The organism is Pectobacterium brasiliense, assembly GCF_013449685.1.
Taxonomy (GTDB): domain Bacteria; phylum Pseudomonadota; class Gammaproteobacteria; order Enterobacterales; family Enterobacteriaceae; genus Pectobacterium; species Pectobacterium brasiliense_A.
Genome location: NZ_JACDSF010000017.1, coordinates 42,230 through 62,621, shown reverse-complemented (window position 1 = coordinate 62,621; position 20,392 = coordinate 42,230). Strand labels below are relative to the sequence as shown.

The 20,392-nt window shown below is 55.1% G+C and carries 21 protein-coding genes; 12 read left to right on the top strand and 9 right to left on the bottom strand.

Annotated elements, in window-relative coordinates:
* The first annotated feature begins 1 nt into the window (after position 1).
* The 4 genes from H0248_RS08060 to H0248_RS08045 are packed head-to-tail and all read left to right on the top strand — an operon-like array spanning position 2 to position 4,521.
* Positions 2-1,549 (top strand): sugar ABC transporter ATP-binding protein, encoded by a 1,548-nt coding sequence (locus H0248_RS08060; protein ID WP_180785477.1) that lies wholly within the window; start codon positions 2-4, stop codon positions 1,547-1,549.
* Entirely contained in the window at positions 1,546-2,538 is a 993-nt protein-coding gene (locus H0248_RS08055) for an ABC transporter permease (protein ID WP_180785474.1), read from the top strand. The genes H0248_RS08060 and H0248_RS08055 overlap by 4 nt, the downstream gene beginning before the upstream one ends.
* Positions 2,535-3,533, top strand: coding sequence for an ABC transporter permease (locus H0248_RS08050; RefSeq protein WP_180785472.1), 999 nt, complete (start codon positions 2,535-2,537; stop codon positions 3,531-3,533). The genes H0248_RS08055 and H0248_RS08050 overlap by 4 nt, the downstream gene beginning before the upstream one ends.
* A 46-nt stretch (positions 3,534-3,579) precedes the next feature.
* Positions 3,580-4,521: a carbohydrate kinase family protein gene (locus H0248_RS08045; protein WP_180785470.1), complete on the top strand. Its 942-nt coding sequence runs from the start codon at positions 3,580-3,582 to the stop codon at positions 4,519-4,521.
* Positions 4,522-4,552: 31 nt separating this feature from the next.
* Here the strand turns inward: H0248_RS08045 and H0248_RS08040 are convergent, their stop codons facing one another.
* From H0248_RS08040 to H0248_RS08030, 3 genes are all read right to left on the bottom strand, one after another.
* Positions 4,553-5,581: a 2-hydroxyacid dehydrogenase gene (locus H0248_RS08040; RefSeq protein ID WP_180785468.1), complete on the bottom strand. Its 1,029-nt coding sequence runs from the start codon at positions 5,579-5,581 to the stop codon at positions 4,553-4,555.
* Complete coding sequence (locus H0248_RS08035; RefSeq protein ID WP_180785466.1) at positions 5,578-7,125, bottom strand: FGGY-family carbohydrate kinase; 1,548 nt, start codon at positions 7,123-7,125, stop codon at positions 5,578-5,580. Before H0248_RS08035 ends, H0248_RS08040 begins: the two co-directional genes overlap by 4 nt.
* Positions 7,126-7,293: 168 nt before the next feature.
* A complete protein-coding gene (locus H0248_RS08030) occupies positions 7,294-7,599 on the bottom strand; it encodes an ArsR/SmtB family transcription factor (RefSeq protein WP_010278714.1) in 306 nt (101 codons plus the stop codon).
* Positions 7,600-7,686: 87 nt separating this feature from the next.
* On the opposite strand from H0248_RS08030, the gene H0248_RS08025 reads away from it, so the two are divergent.
* Positions 7,687-8,775, top strand: a complete 1,089-nt coding sequence (locus H0248_RS08025) for an NADH:flavin oxidoreductase/NADH oxidase (protein ID WP_180785464.1) — start codon at positions 7,687-7,689, stop codon at positions 8,773-8,775.
* Positions 8,776-8,980: 205 nt separating this feature from the next.
* Here the strand turns inward: H0248_RS08025 and H0248_RS08020 are convergent, their stop codons facing one another.
* The 5 genes from H0248_RS08020 to H0248_RS08000 form a co-directional block, all read right to left on the bottom strand.
* Positions 8,981-10,075, bottom strand: coding sequence for a flavin monoamine oxidase family protein (locus H0248_RS08020; protein ID WP_180785462.1), 1,095 nt, complete (start codon positions 10,073-10,075; stop codon positions 8,981-8,983).
* Complete coding sequence (locus H0248_RS08015; protein ID WP_240345944.1) at positions 10,072-10,761, bottom strand: cupin domain-containing protein; 690 nt, start codon at positions 10,759-10,761, stop codon at positions 10,072-10,074. Before H0248_RS08015 ends, H0248_RS08020 begins: the two co-directional genes overlap by 4 nt.
* Before the next feature lie 35 nt (positions 10,762-10,796).
* On the bottom strand, positions 10,797-11,141 hold the full coding sequence (locus H0248_RS08010; RefSeq protein WP_180785460.1) for a carboxymuconolactone decarboxylase family protein: 345 nt from the start codon (positions 11,139-11,141) through the stop codon (positions 10,797-10,799).
* Positions 11,142-11,177: 36 nt separating this feature from the next.
* On the bottom strand, positions 11,178-11,459 hold the full coding sequence (locus H0248_RS08005) for a hypothetical protein (RefSeq protein ID WP_180785458.1): 282 nt from the start codon (positions 11,457-11,459) through the stop codon (positions 11,178-11,180).
* Positions 11,460-11,675: 216 nt separating this feature from the next.
* Positions 11,676-12,590, bottom strand: a complete 915-nt coding sequence (locus tag H0248_RS08000) for a LysR substrate-binding domain-containing protein (RefSeq protein WP_180785456.1) — start codon at positions 12,588-12,590, stop codon at positions 11,676-11,678.
* A gap of 176 nt (positions 12,591-12,766) precedes the next feature.
* On the opposite strand from H0248_RS08000, the gene H0248_RS07995 reads away from it, so the two are divergent.
* Genes H0248_RS07995 through H0248_RS07975 form a run of 5 tightly spaced genes read left to right on the top strand, consistent with a single transcriptional unit; the run spans position 12,767 to position 16,555 of the window.
* The gene (locus H0248_RS07995) at positions 12,767-13,543 is read left to right on the top strand and encodes an SDR family NAD(P)-dependent oxidoreductase (RefSeq protein WP_180785454.1); all 777 of its coding nucleotides are present in this window, start codon (positions 12,767-12,769) and stop codon (positions 13,541-13,543) included.
* A gap of 45 nt (positions 13,544-13,588) precedes the next feature.
* Positions 13,589-14,071 (top strand): OsmC family protein, encoded by a 483-nt coding sequence (locus H0248_RS07990; RefSeq protein WP_180785453.1) that lies wholly within the window; start codon positions 13,589-13,591, stop codon positions 14,069-14,071.
* 32 nt (positions 14,072-14,103) lie between these two features.
* Positions 14,104-14,289: a hypothetical protein gene (locus H0248_RS07985; protein ID WP_240345943.1), complete on the top strand. Its 186-nt coding sequence runs from the start codon at positions 14,104-14,106 to the stop codon at positions 14,287-14,289.
* Between the two features lie 27 nt (positions 14,290-14,316).
* Positions 14,317-15,345 (top strand): alcohol dehydrogenase catalytic domain-containing protein, encoded by a 1,029-nt coding sequence (locus H0248_RS07980; protein WP_180785451.1) that lies wholly within the window; start codon positions 14,317-14,319, stop codon positions 15,343-15,345.
* A gap of 4 nt (positions 15,346-15,349) precedes the next feature.
* Positions 15,350-16,555 (top strand): MFS transporter, encoded by a 1,206-nt coding sequence (locus H0248_RS07975; protein WP_180785449.1) that lies wholly within the window; start codon positions 15,350-15,352, stop codon positions 16,553-16,555.
* A 495-nt stretch (positions 16,556-17,050) separates the two neighbouring features.
* On the opposite strand, the gene H0248_RS07970 is transcribed toward H0248_RS07975, so the two are convergent.
* Positions 17,051-17,887, bottom strand: coding sequence for a MipA/OmpV family protein (locus H0248_RS07970; RefSeq protein ID WP_180785447.1), 837 nt, complete (start codon positions 17,885-17,887; stop codon positions 17,051-17,053).
* A gap of 203 nt (positions 17,888-18,090) precedes the next feature.
* On the opposite strand from H0248_RS07970, the gene H0248_RS07965 reads away from it, so the two are divergent.
* A complete protein-coding gene (locus tag H0248_RS07965; protein WP_180785444.1) occupies positions 18,091-18,768 on the top strand; it encodes a response regulator in 678 nt (225 codons plus the stop codon).
* A complete protein-coding gene (locus H0248_RS07960; RefSeq protein ID WP_180785442.1) occupies positions 18,768-20,156 on the top strand; it encodes a sensor histidine kinase in 1,389 nt (462 codons plus the stop codon). Before H0248_RS07965 ends, H0248_RS07960 begins: the two co-directional genes overlap by 1 nt.
* Positions 20,157-20,392 lie beyond the last annotated feature (236 nt).

The window sequence follows — 20,392 nt, the reverse complement described above, 5'->3', positions numbered from 1 at the left end:
TATGGTGGGATATCACTCAGCCCCGTCGCCGTCCGGCGGCGGTCTGGCAATGACGCACATCAGCAAGCAGTTTGCAGGGGTTCCTGCGCTGGACAATGTCTCGCTAACGGTTCGGCCGGGAGAAATTCTCGGCCTGATCGGGGAAAACGGCGCGGGGAAATCGACCTTAATCAAGGTTCTGGCTGGCGTTTATGCCGCAGATGGCGGCGAGATCGCTGTCGATGGGCAGCGGTTGAGCGCTGTGACGCCCGCGGTGATCCACGCGCACGGCATTCGCTTTATCCATCAGGAACTGCATCTGATACCCCATTTTACCGTGGCGGAATCGGTGTTTCTCGGTCAGGAACGAGTGAACCGCTGGCGAGGCGTCGATCGTCGGGCGATGCGGCGTGAAACGGAACAGTTTTTTCAGCATACGTTCAATTTATCGATAGACGCCAATCGACTCATCCGGGAGTTAAGTCTGGCGGAACGCAAACTGATGCAGGTCGCACGAGCGCTGATCGACGGCAAGGCGCGGCTGGTGGTGTTTGATGAACCGACGGCACCGCTGGAAGCACGGGAAGCCACACAGCTACTGCATACGCTCCAGACGCTGAAACAGCGCGGTATTGCGATTATCTATGTCTCTCACTATCTCAATGAAATTGCGGATATTTGCGATCGCGTCACCGTGTTACGTAATGGTAAGGGTGTGACGACGCTGGACGATCCTGAGACGAAGGATATCGATGGAATGATTCGTCTGATGGTGGGGCGAGAGATTGCCAGCCTGTTTGACGGGAAACGCAAGACAGAGAAAAGCGGTACGCCGCTGCTACAGGTTGAACAGCTCACGGATCGGCAGCATTTTCAGCCAATCCGTTTTCAGGTGGCGGCGGGAGAAATTGTTGGCATTGCGGGGCTGTTAGGTTCGGGACGTGAGGCGCTGATTGATGCGCTCTATGGCATTACGCCCGCCCGTGAAGGACATATTGTGATTGATGGTCAGACGCTGCGCCCGCGTTCTCCAGTGCAGGTCATCGCGCAGCGGATGGCGCTGGTGCCGCGCGATCGTCGTCACGATGGGCTGATTTTACCGCTATCCGTGGCGGACAATATCAATCTGGCTTCCTTGCCCGCTGTCGCCTGGCGCGGTTGGCTGCGGCGTAAGCAAGCTGTAGCGCAGGCGAACCATCTGGCGCAGACGCTGGATATCCGGCCGCGCGATGTCAGCGTGCCCGTGCGCAATTTAAGCGGCGGTAACCAGCAGAAGGTGATACTGGCGCGCTGGCTAAAGACCGATACCCGGCTGCTTATTCTTGATGAACCGACGCTGGGGGTTGATATTGGCGCGAAAGCAGAAATCTATCAGCTTGCCCGGCAGCTCGCGGCAGAAGGGCGGGCCGTTATCGTTTCTTCCAGCGATGACGGTGAACTTCTGGGGCTGTGCGATCGCATTCTGGTGATGTGGCGCGGTGAACTCATCGCTGATGTGCCGACGGAACAGCTCTCGCTGGATAGCCTGCTGACGTTGACCAGCAGCGGTCGTATGCAGGAGGCGGTATGACTCGTGCCTTACAATCCCTCCGAGCAACGCCGCGTTTAGCCGGGTTTTTCAATCACATTCCCTTACTGCTGTTTGCGGCGCTGCTGCTGTTCCTCTGCCTGAGCGCACCTTATTTTCTCAGCTGGCAAAATATCACCATTATTTTACGCCAGAGTGCGCCGCTAGCGATCCTGTGCTTCGGGCTGGTCTGCGTCATTACGGGCGGCGGTGACGATGTTGTCTCCGGCGGTATCGATCTCTCGCTGCCTGCGATTGCGGTACTTGCCGTGGCGATAATCAGCGACGGTTTGACGAACGCAGGGTTCAGCTACCCGTGGTTGATTGCGCTGGTGGCAGGAGCTGCGCTACTGGCAGGGGCGGTGAATGCCGCGCTGGTGGTGGCGATTCGGCTACCGCCGCTATTGGCGACATTAGCCTGCTCCGTGGCGGTTATCGGGCTCACCAATTTACTGACTCAGCAGCGGCGCATCAGCGTGAGCGATCCGGTGATTGTGGCGTTTCGCGATAGCAGCCTGCTAGGGTTGCCGCTGGCGGTCTGGTTCATGCTGCTGGTCTTCCTCTTGTTTCAATTTCTCGTTCACCATAGCCGCTGGGGCCAGCATTTGCAGGCCGCGGGCGGAAACCGCGAAGCGGCGCAACTGTCAGGCATTTCCCATACGCCGCTGGTTATCGGTTCGTATTTGCTAGGGGCGCTGGCGGCGGCGCTGGCCTCGCTGACGCTGGTGGCGCAAGGATCGGGCAGTTCTCCCGGCACGGCAGAACCACTGTTGCTGGAGATGGTATTGGCGACGTTTCTTGGTGCGGCGTTTTCACGCCGTCGGGTGGTCACCATCTGGGGGGCATTGCTGGGTACGCTGCTGGTGAACGCCCTGTCGAACGGTCTGGCGCTGCTGCGAGTTGATATCTTCTGGGTCGGCGCGATTAAGGGCGTACTGATTCTGGTGGTGCTCGCCGCCGCCTCGCTACGCAGGCAAAGGAGTCACGCGTGAAACCTTCTTCTTTGGCGGTGCAGCCTACGCTGCCGGGCGGCAGACTGGGGCTGTCGTTCTTTATTCGTTATGGTTTTCTGGTCATTCTGCTGGCTTTTCTGGTGTTTTTCTCGCTGCAAAACCCGATATTTTTGACGTTAGGTAACTGGGGAAATCTGCTGCAGGGCAGTGCGGTGCTGCTGATTGTGGCTCTGGCTATGACGCTAGTGGTGACCGCAGGTGGGATCGATCTGTCCGTGGGCGTTGCGCTGGATTTTGGTGCCGCCTTCGCGCTGGTGGCACTCAAAGTCTATGGCTTGCCGTGGCAGGCAGCGGTGTTGGCAGCATTAGCGGGAGGCGCACTGATTGGTTTGCTTAACGCGGTGCTGATTATTCACTGCCGCATTAAGCCGTTTTTGGCAACGCTCGGGACGTGGTTTATCGGTAGTAGCATCGAACGCATTTACACCGAGGGCGGCGGGCCGATCGCTTACCGTCGGATGGCACCGCAGTACCATGATTTGGCCGTTAGCGATCTGTGGGGCGTTCCGGTGCCGATCGTGATTGTGGCGGTGCTGTGGCTTGCCTATTACCTGTTTTTTGAACGGACGATTGCCGGTAAACGTATTCATGCGATGGGCTTGAATGCGCCAGCGGCGCTGATTGCCGGCGTTAACGTGCGGCGCACGATGTTCTGGCTGCTGATTGTCACGTCGGTGACGTGCGCTATCGGTGGCGTGGTGTTATCCGCCAATCTGCGTCAGTTTACGCCGCTGGCCGGACAGGCTTACCTGATGGACGCGATTGCCGCGGTGTTCATCGGCACCGCGTTCCACGCGCAGGGGCGACCCAACGTGGCGGGGACGCTAATTGGCGTGCTGTTTCTCGGTATGATCGCCAACGGTTTGAACCTGATGGGGCTGAATTTTATCGTCAAAGATGCGCTGAGCGGCGTGATTTTAGTGCTGGCGCTGGCGCTCTCTTTCCTGCAAGGGCGACTGCGTCAGCGGCAATAATGAATCGACCACGAATAAAAAAACAGAATGTGAAGAAGGAGCGAGCGTGAGCCAATTTGATGCGGTTTTTGTTGGATTAACCATTCTGGATGTTGCCGGTCGGCCGGTGACCGGTTTACCCGAAGGCGGCGGTGTACACTTTATCGATGAAATTCGCCTTAATCCCGCCGGTACAGCCAGCGGTGCGGCGATGAATGCCGCCAAACTCGGTATCCGCACCGCGACGGCAGCTTGCCTCGGTGAAGATGAGAAAGCCGATTTTATTCTGGCAACCTATCGCAAGTTGGGCATCGACTGTTCGCTGGTACAGCGAACGACGGCGGCATCGACCTCCGCGACCATTCTGACCATTCGGCCGGACGGTGAACGTCCTGCGCTGCACTATCGCGGGGCGTCAGATCACCTGTTCATCGACGAGCAGGACTTTGACGCCGTGTGCAATGCACGTTTCTTACACCACGGCGGTACGGGTCTGCTGGCGAAAATGGATCAGGGACAGAGCGCGCGTCTGCTTCGACACGCTAAAGCTAAAGGGCTGACGACCAGTTTCGATCTGATTGCGCCAAATGCGGAGACACTGTCGCTGCTGACGCCACTGCTGCCAGATGTCGACTACTTTATGCCGTCGCTGGACGAGGCCGCGTTTATCTCCGGCCTGACTACACCAGCGGAGATTGCAGCTTTCTTTCTCGATCGCGGCGTCGGCACCTGTATTTTCAAAGCGGGTGCCGCCGGATCTTACGTGTTCGGTCAGGATGTCACGCTGCACATTCCCGCCTATCGCGTGGCGGTATCGGACACGACCGGTTGCGGCGACAGCTACTGCGGTGGCTTTATTGCCGGCCTGGCGAAAGGCTGGGATCTGGAGCAGGCCTGCCAGCTCGGCTCGGCCGTTTCAGGGCTGGTCGCCACCGGTCTGGGATCCGATGCGGGCGTGATTGACTGGGAGCATACGCTGAAGTTTATGGCAGAAGCGCCTACCTATTAAGAGACGTTGATCTACCAGATTAGTGCCGCGTCTATTTCCATTCGTAAAGCAGCGGTTCGCCGCGAATAAACCGCTGCAGGTCGGCGGCGATCATCGCGGTGTGTTTCACCAGCGTCTCCCGCGTCGCGCCGGCAATGTGCGGCGTGAGTACCACGTTATCAAATTCGGTAATGAACGGGTGATGACGCCAGAGCGGCTCGCTGTCGTAAACATCAAGTGCGGCACCCGCCAGCCACTTTTCGCGTAGCGCCGCGATCAGATCGGCTTCGACAATAACGGCAGCACGCGAGGTGTTGATCAGATAGGCCGAGGGGCGCATGGTTCTGAGTCTGTCGAGGTTGACCAGCCCTTTGGTCTGCGGCGTGCTGTTCAGATGCAGGCTGACGAAATCGGACTGCGAAAACAGCGCGTCCAGCGTAGTCTTGCGAATGCCCGGCTCGTCGATCTCTTCGGCGGCGACATACGGATCCGCAATCAGCAATTGCATACCGAAGGCACGCGCCAGCTTCCCGACCCGATGACCAATGCTGCCATAGCCGATGATGCCGAGCGTCTTATTACGCAGTTCGCCGCCTTTGAAAACCTCATACGGGCTGTGTTTGTCTACGTCCCACACTACATCCTGCCGTAGCCCATCCTGCGTTTGTAACGCGGTGTCGGTTTCACGCGTGAATTCGCCGCGCTTCAACGCACTATGGGCCTGAGGGATGTGGCGGGTGGCATTCAGCATCAGCGCCAGCGTTAATTCTGCGGCGGCATCGGCATTGCGTCCGGGCGTGTAAAGCACCGGAATACCCCGGCGGCGTGCGGCCTCGATATCGATGTTGACCGGGTTGGCGCGGGTACAGGCGATAAGCCGCAGATGGGGGCACGCCTCAATGACGCGGGCGGTAATATCGTCATAGCTGGTGACGATGACGTCGGCGTTCTCCGCCAGTCGAATCAGCGCCGCTTCGCTCAGTTTGGGCTGGCCGATGGCCCAGCCGTCTACCACCAATTCCCCCAGTGCCTGAAAGGCATCAAGGCTGCCGCCGTATTCGGCGGTAAATACGATCTTCATGAGACAAGACTTTCCTGTGAGGTAGGCGCCGTGTGCGAACGCGCCGCGTTGTGATTGTCGAGTGCATTAAGCGCCTGAGCCCGTGCCTGCCAGAGCGGTTGTAGCTGGTCGCGCAGTTGGCGAAAAACCGGAAACAGTGTCTGATACTGTCGATGGGCGTCGGCATCAGGGAAAAACGTTGACGCCTGTGCGTTGACGGCGGGAACCATGTTGGCACTTTCTCCGATGGATAGGGCAGCAAGGCGTGCAGCACCGCATGTGCTCAGTTCCTTAACCGAACTGGCGATCACCCGCCGTCCGGTGCAGTCCGCGATGATTTGCAGCCAAATCGCCGAGGCGGCCCCGCCACCGGCGATGTAGAGATCGCCGTGGGCAGGGTAGCTGCTGAGCGAATCGGTAATCGCATACGCGAGCCCCTCAAAGACCGCGCGCAGCAAATGCGCGTTAGTGGTGGACTGCTCGATGCCAAAAAATCCCGCTCGTGCTGATGTACTGTAAAACGGCGCGCGCTCGCCATTAAGGTAAGGCTGATAGAAAACGCCACCGCTGCCAGGCGGCACGCGGGCAATGCGTGCGTTGATGGTCTGAAAATCGGCATCATCGGTCAGCGTGCTCAGCGCCCAGTCAATATTCGGTGTGCCGGACTGCATGGCGAACAGGTTGAGATAGTGGCCCGGCCAAGCGTGTGCGACAAACCGGGTTTGCAGGCTCACCTGCGTTAAACCACGGCACACAATGCCAGTGCAGCAGGTGGTGCCGAGAATGGTGAAAATGTCGCCGTCGTGAATAGCGCCGATACCCAGCGCGGCGGCAGACACATCCAGTGCGCCTGCACAGATAGGGATGCCTGCTGGCAGACCCGTTTGTGCGGCGACGGTATCGCTGAGCGTGCCGGCGATATCATCGGGGTAAAGCAGCGGCGGAAAAATCGGCCTAATCGCCTGTAAGTCCAGCTTATCCAGCACGGTTTTTGACAGCGTCTCGCTATGCAGATCCAGCAGTGACGTACCGGCATCCGTCAGTTCCAGATTAGCCTGTCCCGTCAGTCGAAATCGAGCCCAGTCTTTGGCAAAAAAGAAGTAATCGGCATCGCTCAGCGCATCTGGCTGATGTTGTGTCAGCCAGCGTAACTGCTGCGCGCTGTTACAAGGGAGCAGGGGAGAACCCGTTTCGGGAAAGAGCGTCGCTTCCAGGTTTGGGCGCTGTTTAAGCTGATGAACCTGTTCCGCTGTTCGGGTATCGCTCCAGAGAATGGCCTGTCGTACCGGTTGCCCGTGGCGATCGCTCAGCCAGACGCCTTCACCCTGTCCGGCCAGCCCGATGGCGCACACACGGCCCTGCTGTACCGGTGGCGAGGTAGCCAGCGTTTTCAGGGTAGACAGCACGGCGTCCCACACCTGCGACATTTCTTGCTCAGCGTAGCCGGGCTGCGGCGAGTAGGTCACGGTGTTGGCTGACGCAATCAGCACTTCGTTGAAATCGGCATCGAATAGCACCGATTTGACCTTTGAGGTCCCGATATCTATGCCAATGTAGTAATCCATGTGGTTCTGACCCTGCCTCGTAAAACCCGTATCAGCATCAGAGTAATGGAAAAATGGTGGCCGCTATATTCATAGAAATGCAAAGCAAAGCAGCAATATTGGAATAGCGGGAAAGGGGAATGAACGGGCGTGTGTAATGGCGGAACGACCGCCATTAATGCTAAAAATTTACTCGGCGGATTGGGCCAGAATAGCGTCGAGCAGGCCGGGGAAACGCTGTTGCATATCACTGCGGCGCAGTCGGTTGATGTGCGTAGTGCCGATGTTGGTGGTATGCAGCAGGCCCGAGTCGCGCAACACGCGAAAATGGTGGGATACGCTGGATTTTGGCCGACCGCCGTCAAGTTCGCTACACGTTGCTTCTTCTTGTACGGATAAACAACGCACAATGGATAAGCGTACCGGATCGCTCAAGGCATACAGGACGCGCTCAAGGGTAAATTCTTCGGGAGTAGGGTGCTTAAAAGGTCTCATGGGCGAATTATAGCGTCAGGGTTGTCTAAAATCTATTATTCGAATAATATCGAAATATCGAAGTAACCAGACAAGGCAGAAAATATTATGTCCGCACTGTTTCAACCCTTCAAACTGAAAGACATCACGTTACGCAACCGTATTGCCGTTCCACCGATGTGTACCTATTCTGCGAATGATGGCCTGATCAATGACTGGCATCAGGTGCATTACGCTTCTCTGGCGCGCGGTGGTGCCGGGTTGGTTATCGTAGAAGCAACAGCGGTTTCCCCCGAGGGCCGTATTTCTCCGCACTGTACCGGAATCTGGAATGATGAACAGGCGCAGGCGTTTGCCAAGGTTGCCAAATCCATTAAAGATACAGGCTCCGTGCCGGGCATTCAGATTGCGCACGCCGGACGTAAAGCCAGCGCCAACATTCCCTGGGAAGGCGACGACCATATTCCAGAGGGTGATGCACGCGGCTGGCAGACTATTGCCCCTTCCGCAGAAGCTTTCGGTGCGAATTTGCCCAAGCAGCCGCAGGAAATGACGCTGGAAGATATCGCCCGCGTGCGTGATGATTTTGTTGCTGCCGCTCGCCGCGCGTTGGACGCTGGGTTTGAATGGCTGGAGCTGCACTTTGCTCACGGCTATCTGGCACAGAGTTTCTTCTCCGTGCACTCCAATAAACGCAACGATCAGTACGGTGGTAGCTTCGACAACCGTAGCCGTTTTCTGCTCGAAACGTTGGCTGCCGTTCGCGACGTGTGGCCACAGCATCTGCCGCTGACCGCCCGTTTTGGCGTGATTGAATTTGACGGTCGTGATGAAGAAACGTTGCAGGAATCGATTGAGCTGACACGCCGCTTTAAAGAAGCGGGTTTGGATATGCTGAGTGTTAGCATTGGTTTCTCTACGCCGACGGCGAACATTCCGTGGGCACCTGCCTTTATGGGACCGATTGCGCAGCAGGTACGCGAGCAGGCCGACCTTCCTGTCTCTTCTGCCTGGGGCTTCGGCACGCCGGAGCTGGCCGAGCAGGCTGTGGCATCGGGTCAGTTGGATCTGGTGATGGTAGGAAAAGCGCATTTGGCGAACCCGCACTGGAGCTATCAGGCTGCACGCGAACTGGGCATCGATCGCGCCTCGTGGACGCTGCCAACGCCTTACGCCCACTGGCTGGAACGTTATTAATTACGACTCACGATTGCAGGCGGCGTTTGCCGCCTGTAGCAACGTCATGCCTCCTTTCGCTTAACCGACTTTACCCTCCTTTATTTGTCCAACGTTGCGCACGTGCTTATGTCGCGGTCTATAACAGACGTATTATCGAACCGGATACTCATGTTTTTCAACAACCCCTCTCCGGTTCGAAAGGCTACAAACCATTTTCACGGGGTTATTTCTGTTGAAGCCAGCGTTCAATGCCCGATGATGCAGAGTCAATAGCGCCTGCCAGATAGCCCGAGAACTGCGGCGACCATTCACTGGCGATACCTGTTATCTCACCGGACCACACTCCCCTGGCGGGAAGTTGTTCAGGCATTGCGTGCCCTACCTCCTGCAGGAGATCAAATTCTGTTGCAGTAAACGGATCGGCCGCCCAGTCTTTTATATACTCAGCTTCGGGTTCTGCCGCATCCTGTCCAAATAAGCGTACGAGCTGCTCCCGGCAAAGATTTTTGAGAACAGCTTCGCTGACTGTCCATCTTGATTTTGCCGGTACGCCAATAAAACCAAAGATCGCCGTTTTACCCGAATCTGGCTCGGATACATCGTGGATCTCAACCATTGGCCCCACGCGGCTTCCTGCATTCCCGGAAAGCTGACGTGCATGCAGTAAGTCTGTTTTATATACAGCTACATATTTTGCATGGGGGGCCATCCACGTCGGGGTTTTCCGCCAGTTCGACAGCACCTGTTCCGGCATCGCCGGTCTGAAATCTATTTTAGCTGCCAGAGCAGGAGGCAGAGCGAGGAAAACATGCTCACCGGAGAACACGGCTTTTTTACTGCCTTCGGACCGGGTATGGACTTGCATTTCCTTGCCGGCTCGCAAAACAGCCACAGCTTGATGGCCGATTTTAATCTTCTCCGCCGGGATCTGACTTTTAAGTACCGCCGTCAGCGCCTGCATTCCTCCCTTCAGCCTGAAAGACGCCGGGGAGCTCTCCCATGCTGGATAGCGTTCGGGGGGTGAATTCAGCTGGCGTTCGTAGAGCATGTCACCCGGACGGCCATGCGCTATTACCGGAAGATTCAGCCGCTCGATCAGATGCGCGAAGTCTGGTTGAATATCAGGCCAGAACCACGCGGCCCCCATATCTACATGAATGCCAGCGGAGGTCCCCGCCAATTCCAGGCCTGACAGCACGCGCCCGCCTGTTCTGTCACGAGCCTCAAGAATCACATAGTCCACACCCGCTTTTTCAAGCAGCGTGGCGTCATAAAGGCCGCTTATGCCCGCACCAATGATAACAACGCGCTGCTTCATAATGTCGCTCCGGTCAGGGTTATTGGGCTGAGATGTCCCGTTTTCAGATAAAAAAGTGCGCCAGAGGCGGTGGCCATCAGAGCAGGCATATCTCCCGGTGGAAACCGCAGCCAGCTTCCTGCCTCATAGCAGCCGTCGGGCGCCCCGAGTTGCCCTTTCAGAAGAAAAAGTTCTGCTCCGCCAACAAGCGGCGCACAGAAGATCCGCTCGCCCGGAGCAAGCTTCTGAAGCAGAACGGTTTCTAGGGGGCCGGAGAATAAAGGGCAGACTTGTCTTTGCGGCTGACCGTGCCAGTTAGCTGCCTCCTGGGTATTTATCCTGACCGGCTGGCGTTCATCGGCAGACATCTGGCGCAGCTTGACGAAAATGGTTGTGCCGTCGCGACTTGAGGGTTGGTGAGAAGAACCGTCCGGGCTGCGCAGGTACCAGCCGGCAGGGTGATCGACACCGTTTTCGGTAAAAGTCCCCTCGAGCACCAGAATCTCCTCTCCGCTGGGATGGCTGTGTGCGGGAAATTCGGATCCGGGCGCATATCTGACAAGGCTGGTTGCGCGGGCCTGCTCGTGACCAATCCGGTCAAGCATTATGCGCTCAACGCCGGGCTGGGGAGAAGGTACCCACTGATAATCATTCGGGGTGATGATTGCACGCTGCGAAAAATCAGAATTCAGTAACATCATAGTCATTGATTAGACGGTCCTAGAGGGAACCGCCTGCAGGCCTATTTGTTCGGCAGATTATCGTACACATCCAGGGCTCGCGCGGTATACGTCAGCGCTGCGCCGGTATTCAGGTTAATGGCAACGGCCAGCGCTTCGGCGATCTCTTCACGCGTGGCACCGTGCTTAACCGCTGCGTCTACATGTACGGCCAGGCAGCCGTCGCAGCGGGTGGTTACGGCAACTGCCAGTGCAATCAGCTCATGGGTTTTGGGCTCGAGATGCTTGTTTTCTGACGCCCCTTTGTCCATCTGCTGCAAGCCTTTCATAAATTCAGGCTGCAGTTTGGCAAATTTGCTAACAGTGGCGAGCAGACCACTGCGGTATTCATTCCAGTTTAAGAACATTGAACACTCCGGTTAGTGTTTGTCTCAGAAAAGTCATTACATGACGTCAAAAATACGCACGTCAGGCGCGCTGTTTAAATAAGGTTTTAATCCGGCAACGACGTCCTGTGTGAATAGTTGGCTGTTGAGATATGCCTGTGCCTGGGCGACGGTATTAAAACCGTGCAGCACCTGGACGTCTTCGTCACGGATAAGCAGTTCTTTAGAGGTGGCACCCTCGATGGTGGTCAGAAACGGGGTTTTGTATTTCTGGTATACCCCTGCTGCTGCCGTACGGTTTTCATTACTGATATCTAGGGTGATTTGCAGATAAGCCATCTTTCTTTCCTTTTCTCAGGGTTGAGGCAACGCGCCGTTGAATGATTCGGTCTGCATTACCCTTCGTTGAGGAAGATTATGAAAAAGCCAGAGGGATTCAACAAATCAGATAATCTTGCGAGACAGAGAAGAAATTCTATGTCGCAGTTTGACGGGAGAGAAAGCATTACGCGCCCGGTGCGATTACCAGGGCTTCGTAATAGCTAAGGTGACAGTTTATGAACGGTCTGAGACGACGTCCTGAAGAAGCCAGTTGTGGAATACCTTTACTTCATCACGCATGACATTCTGCTGTGGGGTGACAAGATAATAGGACCATTTGAGTGGCCAGCGATGGTCGGGATGCAGTTGGACCAACTGCCCGGTTTCGATAAGCTTCGTCACCAGAGCGTACCGGACAATAGCCACGCCTCTGCCACTCAGGGCCGACAGGATCACTGCTGAGGTGGAGTTTATATGCAGCCCGCTTTCCAGCGCTTCGGGTGCACCAACCGCCATCAGTACATCATCCCATGACGGAAAATCCGCTCCAGGATGCGGCGTGTCATCGTGAATGAGTTTTTGCGTGGCGAGCCATTCGCTGCAGGCCATTTTCTCTGGTGGCACCAGGCGCGGACTGCAGACCAGCACCGCCTCTTCATCCATCAGCCAGGTTTTATTCACGCCAGGCCAGTCGCCCTGTCCGCAGCGAATACCGATATCCGCCTCGCCGTGCGACACGTCCATCAGCTTTTCCGTGACGTTAAGCCGCAGATCGATGTTTTCGTGCGTTTCCGAAAACCGGTTCAGGCGATCCATCAGCCAGTTCATCATCAGTACCTGCGACGCCGTTACTACCACTACCGAGCGCGAACGGCGGCCACGAAGCTTGTTTAATCCGGTTTCAAGTTTGTCTAGACCCTGCGTGATGTCCTGCAGCGCCTCCTGCGCTTCATCAACCAGCGTCAGCCGCTCTTTTCCTGAGCGGGTGCGATGAAGAAGCGGGTGCCCGACCCAGTCTTCCAGTGAGCGTACCAACTGACCTACTGCGGCGGGCGTAACGCCCAGCTCCTGTGCCGCGCCGGTAAAGCTGCCGTAGCGGGCGGTGGCTTCAAAAGCGTGTAGCCATTTAAGTCGGTTTAGCGATCGCATTGTCGTCGTCCTGATCCATTATTTGTCTCAGTATACGCTAGCGAGAAAGATTTTCTTTCCTGTATCGCAATTTCTTCTCAGTCGTCAACCAACCTTTAGGGTGGCATTCTGGCTTCACACGATGAGGAGCGCGGCTTTTCATCAATCTCAATCAGATGAATATAAAGAGGGTAGCGATGAACGCATCTTTTGCCGGTAAAAAACTGTTAGTGGTCGGCGGTACAAGCGGTATGGGCTTCGAAACGGCGAAGCTGGTCGTGAAAAACGGCGGCAGCGTTGTGCTTGTTGGTAATCGTCAGGACAAAGCTGAGCAGGCCCGCCAGGCGCTGGCTGCAGACAGTCAGGTTTCCATCATCGTTGCCGACTTGATGAAAGAAGAAGGTATGCAGCACGTGGTAGATATCATTAACGCCGAACACAAAGATATCAGCCTGCTGGTCAATGCGGCTGGCGTATTCTTCCCGAAACTGTTCACCGAACATGAAACGTCAGACTATGACATGTATATGAATATTAACCGCGCCACGTTCTTTATTACCCGTGACGTGGTGCGCAATATGGTCGAGGGCGGTATTAAAGGCTCTATCGTGAATATCGGCTCCATGTGGGCACAGCAGGCCATCGGTGCCACACCGTCTTCAGCTTACTCAATGGCCAAAGCCGGTCTGCATGCACTGACCAAAAACCTGTCCATTGAACTGGGTGAGAAAGGGATCCGCGTGAATGCGGTTTCTCCGGCCGTCGTACATACGCCAATTTATGAAGGTTTCATTCCGAAAGACGACGTGAAGGATGTAATGAACAGTTTTGACAGTTTCCATCCGATCGGACGCGTGGGTACCCCGGTCGACATCGCAGAAACCGTTGCTTTCCTGCTTTCTGACAAGACTGGCTGGGTCACCGGCGCTATCTGGGATATCGATGGCGGTGTGATGGCCGGCCGTAACGCCTGATGACTATGCCGCACGTGCTGGCCCGCGTGCGGCACTGGAGTGATTATGCAAATCCAGACCGCGCATTATGACCTTGTCACTACGTGGCGGGGGATCATGGCCAGCCGGACGCTCTGCCAGTCCTTTTCCGCAGACAGCGTCACACCAGTCATGCAAAGTCATGTTATCGATTCCGATGAACCGGTTTCGCTGGGTGGTGAAGGGCTGGCTCCTGACCCCCAGGAGTTGATGCTCGCTGCGTTTAATGCCTGCATGATGGCCGCCTTTATTCAGGAAGCCAGGGCTTGCGGTATCGAGCTCAAACATCTTGAAATACACACTGACGGGCATCTTCCGAAGGGCATACCGGCAACTGGCGACAGGCCTGCAAAGGAGGCTTCCGGCAGGCTTCAGTATATCATCCACGTCAGCGGTGACGGCACAGTGCATCAGTTTGAAGGGATCCATCAACGGGTGATTAACATCTCCATGAACCGGTGGTTACTGGCCCAGAATATGCTGATCGAAGGTGACTTAATACTGAGCTGACGCGGCTGGATTATTCTGCTCAATACGAAGAAATGACATTCCCAAACCGAGACGTTGCTGATTCATCTACGGACCAGTCCACCCGCAACGTCGTGGTCGAGAAGAACGTTAGCGACGCGCTGAAAAGTCTGTTAGGTGGAAAAGAGACCGTGGAAGCCGCTGCAACCGTCACCGCCTATAATATGGTATCTCGTTTTATCGTCGCTCCTGCAATCTGATAATCCCCATTTTTACTGGTGCAATTTATGAATAAAAAATATCGCGCTATGCAGATCGTTGCCCCCGGTGTGCTGGAAATGACAGAGCGGCCGATACCCGTTCCCGGCCCGGATGAGGTGCTCATCAGAATTGAAGCATGCGGCGTATGCGGTGCCGATCTCCGGGACGCGGAAAAAGCACCGCAGGCGGGCCAGCTTGGCCGTATACCGGGACATGAAATCGTCGGGTTTATTACCCGGAAGGGGAATAGGGTTCCCGATATCTGGCAAACCGGTCAGCGGGTAGGTATCGGGCGACTGGGTGGGTACTGTCAGCACTGCAAACCCTGCCGGAGCGGGCTTTTTCATCTCTGCGAAAACCAACTGACGCCCGGTCTCAACTGCGATGGCGGCTACGCAGAGTACGTTGTCATGCGTCATACCGCGCTGATAGCCATTCCCTCAGCGCTCTCTTCCTCCCATGCCGCACCGATCCTTTGCGCCGGTACCGCTACCTTCAACGCGCTGCGTAATTCAGGCGCCAGGGCAGGCGACCGAGTGGCGGTTCTCGGGATGGGGGGACTTGGCCATATGGCCGTTCAGTACGCCCGTAAAATGGGTTTTGAGGTTACGGTAGTTGCACGTGGGAGTGATAAAGAACGAGTGGCCTTTGAGCTGGGTGCGCATCACTACATCGATACACTTGAGGAAAATGCGTCAGAACGCCTGAAAAATGACGGTGGTGTGGATTTTATTGTGGCTACGGCGCCGGATTCAGAAATGGTTGCAGCCTTGCTGCCCGCCCTGGCACCGCGGGGAAAAGCGATCCTGCTGGGTACCGGAAAAACGCCGGTGCAGGTCACGCCGGGTATGATGATCGGCGCTGAACGCACCCTGACAGGATCCTTCGTCAGCACACCGGCGCAAACCGAGCACGCGCTGCAGTTCAGCCACCTCTTTCAGACGTTGCCTGTCACAGAGCTGCTGCCCTTTGAAAGGGCAAATGAGGCGCTCAACAGACTTAAGCAGGGTCTGGCGCGATACCGGATAGTGCTCACCATGAATCAGGATAATTAATCACATGCCCGCAGAACATTTCCTGCCCGTTGCAGACCAGAAAAACAATATCATCCGCCTGTCGGCCGCACAGGCTCTCGCCGGTGCTAACTCTGTGGTTTTTTATGCCACAGGCGCAATTGTGGGTAACGCCATTGCGCCGGCCAGTTCGCTGGCCACGCTGCCCATCACCATATTTGTTCTGGGGATGGCAGTCTGTATTCTGCCGCTAGGTTCACTGGCGCGAAAAGAAGGCCGGAAAGCCACCTTTATGGTCGGCACCGGCGCAGGGGTTATTACCGGTCTGACTGCTGCCCTGTCCGTCGTTGTTGGCTCATTCCTGTTGTTCTGCACTGCTGCATTTCTGGGCGGTGCCTATGCGGCCGTTGCGCTCAGCTTTCGTTTTGCCGCAACGGACGGCGTCACGCCCGAACGCCGGGCCCGGGCTCTATCCCTAGTTATGGGGGGCGGAGTGATTGCTGGCGTGGTTGGCCCCATGCTGGTTTCCGGAACGATGCACCTCTGGCCGCCTCATACCTTCGCCGTCACGTTCCTCGCCCAGGCGCTCGTGGCCGTCATTTCGGCATTCATACTCAAAGGCGTGAAAACCACAGAACCTGCCGGCGCGGTAAAAACGGGTGGGCGGCCTTTACGCGAAATTGTCCGTCAGCCAGGGTTTGCCCGAACTGTATTCAGCGGTGCGGTCACCTATATGGTGATGAACTTCCTGATGACGGCAGCACCACTTTCGATGCACATGCACGGCATTTCTCAGCAGGCGTCCAATCTCGGTATCCAGTGGCATGTTATTGCCATGTACGGTCCGGGTTTTTTCACCGGTAAATTAATTAACCGTTTTGGGGCCATGCGTATCGCCGCTGCGGGTCTGCTTATCACGGCATGTTCTGTCCTGGCCGGACTCAGTGGGACCGATATTTTCCACTACTGGCTGTCACTGATTTTGCTGGGTCTTGGCTGGAATTTTGGCTTCACCGGCGCATCGGCAAAAATCATTGAATATCACCGTCCCGAAGAGAAAACCCAGGTCCAGTCCCTGAACGATTTTGTGGTGTTTGGGGTGATGATTGTAGGATCATTTTCTTCAGGTGCTCTGCTCAGTCTCTACGGCTGGAACGCTGTCCTGTGGGGATCCCTTGTTCCCGTCGGGCTTGCATTTTTAGGTATTATTAACGAGTTGCGTGCGAAAAAGCAGGATAAATTAAGCTTCTGACGCAGTTTTATCTGCGGTCTGGAAGCGAGTTATGTTTATGTGAAAAGTATCTAAAGCCCAAAATCAACGAGCATGATTTTGGGCATACTTGCCGATGCTCACTGGTCCCATGCTCTCATTAATGTCCGCTCCTCGCTCAAAGCAGACCTGACAGCCCCTCGGTCTGGCCACTTCGCGCCAAAAACAGATGCTGTGAACATCACGGTGAGTAAGATCCGATTTGCCAAAAGCGGATGGGGTGGTTTGACGTGAGACTAACCCTTCCGACAGAAAGCGTGACTTCAGGTCATCAGATGAATCTATTCAGAAAACCTGATTTTGATGGGAACCCTGAGATGAGGCAGATGCTCTGAGTAACAGGGCATAAGCAGGGCATAAGCAGGGCATAAGCAGGGCGAGTGGGTGAGCCGAGTACCGCCCCATCATCTGAACTGGGGCGGTTCGAATGTGTATTGATTGACGGTGTATAGCCACAAGCTGCCTAGAAGCACACGTCTAGAAGCTATATGTCATCTTAAGACTTCCGGTAGGCGAGGCTTTTCGTTGAACAATTGGGCTATTGCGTGCATCACCAGTCAACTGTGTAAAGCCTGCTGCGGCAACCATACTCCAGCTTTGGTTGAACTTGTGTGTCCAGTCAGCATTCAGTGAATAGGCATAAATCCCAGATCCGACATCATGTTGGGCAAACCCCGATGCGGCCGACTGGGATGCATTTACCCCATAGTAAGTCTGCATGTACTCGCTCGTCCCCCAACTGCCGGTCAGTGCCAGCGTGACGGAATTTTTCGATGACGTATAGAGCGGGCTGATAATGCCAAAATGCAGGGCTTCACCATTGCTTCGTTGAGAAACCGGCACCTCAGCCTGCACTTGTAAATTAAGCCAGTCCGTCACCCTATACCCCAGACCAAGCACACCGACAGCCGATCCTTTGACGTCACCCATACCTCGCAAGTGGTCGCTACCGTAGCTGATCGAGTCGCTGTCCACGTCACGATCCTTACGGCCTGCGCGATAGCTCAGCGCAGCGCTGTAATCCAACTTGCCGATGCTGTTACCGTAACCGATACCACGCGTGGTGCTGACGAAGAAACCATTTACCATAGAGTAATCAATCACCAGGGCAGTCGTGACGCGGCTTTCATCCGAACCCGAATAACGTGGTGCAACATCCACGCCTCCCCCCAGAGTCAACTCGTTGCCCTGTTTCTGTTCTGCTGCCAGCGTTGGGGTAGCCAGTAATGCCAGGACAGCGCCCGACAATAGGTTTTTCAGGGCACGCCCCGAGAGCGAATGGAGGAACTTATGATGCAGGTCGATGTTTCTCATTAAAGAAGTCCTTGTGGATTCAACTGATTACGATACAAGCGGTTTTAAACACCAGAACGCCCAGTTTGAATGCTCACCCTGAAGTTCTCATGAGCCAAAAATGAAGAAATACTGAAGTCAGTGCCGGGCTGCAAATCTGATAGATTTCCTGATACCGTTTTTTCTTCAGACGTTCTTCATGCACTGTTGATAAAGTAACTATTGTGAACATTCTCCTAATTGAAGACGACCTCGATCTCGGCAATGGCGTGCGTATTGCCCTTGAAGATCAAGGATTAGATGTTATATGGGTGCGCCGTAAAGTGGATGCGCTGCATCAACTCGATCTCTGCGTGCCAGAACTTGTATTGCTCGACCTCGGCCTGCCCGACGGTGATGGCATGAGCCTGATGGCGAGCCTGCGTCAGCAGTTCAAGGGAATCCCCGTTATCATCCTGACTGCTCGAGGTACTCTGCAAGATCGTCTGGCTGGGCTGGATGCTGGTGCAGACGACTATCTCGTCAAACCTTTTGTTCTCGCCGAATTGTTGGCCAGAGTGAGAGCACTTGCGCGGCGCAGTTACGGTTTTCAGAATGAGGTGATAGAAATTCGAGGATTATCTCTCCATGTGCCGACGCGACGCGTGACAGTGGGGGTGCGTAATGTTGATTTGACGGCAAGTGAATACGCGCTGCTTGAAACGTTAATGTTGCGCACTGACCGCGTGCTTACACGACGGTTTCTGGAAGAAAAGATATTCGGTGCAAAAGAAAACATGAGCAATCCTCTCGATGTGCATATGGGTAATTTGCGTCGCAAAATCGGCGAGGGCTATGTGCGAACGGTGAGGGGCGTAGGGTATGTCATTGATACCGTACCGATTCAGAAGGGGGCAGGTTGATGCGCAATTTTTGGCGCCACCTAAAAATCCCAACGCTCGTGCGGAGAATTATGATCGCCCAAATGCTATTGCTTACACTGCTTTGGTGTCTTTTTCTGACCTACATTTTATGGGAGAACTTGCGTAGCCCCTCTATGCTATTGGGCAACAAGACTTACGAAACCATTCTTACAATGGTTGATCGTATGGGGGATCGTCCGCAGGATCTAACCGATGTGCTGGAAAAGTTCAGCAAGGCGTTGCAGGAAGGTTATGGCGGGGGGGAAGATCCCGAGCTGTCAATCAGCCTAATCGTTCGGAAGAATAAAGAGGTAATTTATTCATCTGATGGCGCGCCGGCAGGGGTGACAAACACCCGATATGGGAAAATTCAGAGTATTCAGAGTGACGGCCGCACCTGGACTAGCCGTACGCTAAAGTCCGGGAACTCCGACGCGGAGGTAACGCTGGTCACCCCAGCCGGAGGCTGGAACTTCTTTATATACCTGAACTCGCGCGGATACTACATATTGCCGCTGCTGGTCTGCATTCCTTTTCTTCTTTTTCCCGCGTGGCTGTCAATCCGCATTGCAATGCGACCCTGGAACAAGGTGGTAAATGAAATTGCCTTACGCACTCCAGAAGATCTCTCTCCCTTAAAAGAAGTCCCAAAGCACAGGGAGCTTCGCCAAATGGTGGACGCTATTAATATATTTCTTGCCAGGGTGCGAGAAAGTGCTGAAAGAGAACGCGTTTTCATTGCAGATGCCGCTCATGAGCTGCGTACCCCTCTGGCTGCGATGCGAATCAATGTTGAGGCTTTGCAGTCCTATATAAGCAGTGATAATCAACAGGCGTTGCTTGCAGGGATTATTCGCAGCAATAGCCGTGCTGCTCGTCTCGTCAATCAACTTCTGCTGTTGATGCACAGCGAAGCGCGCATTGACACGGTTATGGAGCCTGTGCCGCTGACGACGCTTATACAAGAGCGAATGGCAGCGTTGGCACCGCTAGCGGCTGGGCGCAGGATTGAACTTGAATTTTACTCCCATGATGAAATCTGGATTACCGCGGTTAGGGAACGCCTGATGTCGCTGATTGACAACGTCATTGAAAATGCCGTGAAGTACAGTCCTGAGGGCGGGCGGGTTGAGGTAGATGTACGATCATTAGATAAATCCACGCAGTTACGTGTCTCAGATGCAGGGCTCAGTATTCCCGTTGAATTGAGGGAGCGCGTGTTCGATAGATTTTTTCGCGATCCCAATCAGATGCAAAGCGGGAGTGGGCTGGGACTGGCAATAGTCAAAGCGGTTGCGCAGCAACACAACAGCAACGTATACCTAAGTACGTCTGCAGAAGGCGGGCTCATGGTAACGGTTGACTTCCCACACCACAATTCCGTCTGAAAGAAAACACAATGTTGTCCTTTCCCTTATTACTTGAGAAATCAGTCGCGCATTGCGGATCCAGCATCAGTGCCTTATCCGCTTCCGCCTGCAACGCCTGGATGAGATTAAGCCGAAGCGGTTTTCTGGCAATCCGGCAAAAAATGGTGACCGGATACTGAAAAGTGCACCGTCATATGCGGTTGGTTCAGTAAGTCCAACACGTGCACTGGTGCAAAAAAGCGTGTTCAGTGACG

Excerpts from the sequence above, each read along its gene's own strand:
- H0248_RS08060 (WP_180785477.1), top strand. The coding sequence starts at position 2 with ATGGTGGGATATCACTCAGCCCCGTCGCCGTCCGGCGGCGGTCTGGCA.
- H0248_RS08055 (WP_180785474.1), top strand. The coding sequence starts at position 1,546 with ATGACTCGTGCCTTACAATCCCTCCGAGCAACGCCGCGTTTAGCCGGG.
- H0248_RS08040 (WP_180785468.1), bottom strand. The coding sequence starts at position 5,581 with ATGAAGATCGTATTTACCGCCGAATACGGCGGCAGCCTTGATGCCTTT.
- H0248_RS08035 (WP_180785466.1), bottom strand. The coding sequence starts at position 7,125 with ATGGATTACTACATTGGCATAGATATCGGGACCTCAAAGGTCAAATCG.
- H0248_RS08030 (WP_010278714.1), bottom strand. The coding sequence starts at position 7,599 with ATGAGACCTTTTAAGCACCCTACTCCCGAAGAATTTACCCTTGAGCGC.
- H0248_RS08025 (WP_180785464.1), top strand. The coding sequence starts at position 7,687 with ATGTCCGCACTGTTTCAACCCTTCAAACTGAAAGACATCACGTTACGC.
- H0248_RS08020 (WP_180785462.1), bottom strand. The coding sequence starts at position 10,075 with ATGAAGCAGCGCGTTGTTATCATTGGTGCGGGCATAAGCGGCCTTTAT.
- H0248_RS08015 (WP_240345944.1), bottom strand. The coding sequence starts at position 10,761 with ATGACTATGATGTTACTGAATTCTGATTTTTCGCAGCGTGCAATCATC.
- H0248_RS08010 (WP_180785460.1), bottom strand. The coding sequence starts at position 11,141 with ATGTTCTTAAACTGGAATGAATACCGCAGTGGTCTGCTCGCCACTGTT.
- H0248_RS08005 (WP_180785458.1), bottom strand. The coding sequence starts at position 11,459 with ATGGCTTATCTGCAAATCACCCTAGATATCAGTAATGAAAACCGTACG.
- H0248_RS08000 (WP_180785456.1), bottom strand. The coding sequence starts at position 12,590 with ATGCGATCGCTAAACCGACTTAAATGGCTACACGCTTTTGAAGCCACC.
- H0248_RS07995 (WP_180785454.1), top strand. The coding sequence starts at position 12,767 with ATGAACGCATCTTTTGCCGGTAAAAAACTGTTAGTGGTCGGCGGTACA.
- H0248_RS07990 (WP_180785453.1), top strand. The coding sequence starts at position 13,589 with ATGCAAATCCAGACCGCGCATTATGACCTTGTCACTACGTGGCGGGGG.
- H0248_RS07985 (WP_240345943.1), top strand. The coding sequence starts at position 14,104 with ATGACATTCCCAAACCGAGACGTTGCTGATTCATCTACGGACCAGTCC.
- H0248_RS07980 (WP_180785451.1), top strand. The coding sequence starts at position 14,317 with ATGAATAAAAAATATCGCGCTATGCAGATCGTTGCCCCCGGTGTGCTG.
- H0248_RS07975 (WP_180785449.1), top strand. The coding sequence starts at position 15,350 with ATGCCCGCAGAACATTTCCTGCCCGTTGCAGACCAGAAAAACAATATC.
- H0248_RS07970 (WP_180785447.1), bottom strand. The coding sequence starts at position 17,887 with ATGAGAAACATCGACCTGCATCATAAGTTCCTCCATTCGCTCTCGGGG.
- H0248_RS07960 (WP_180785442.1), top strand. The coding sequence starts at position 18,768 with ATGCGCAATTTTTGGCGCCACCTAAAAATCCCAACGCTCGTGCGGAGA.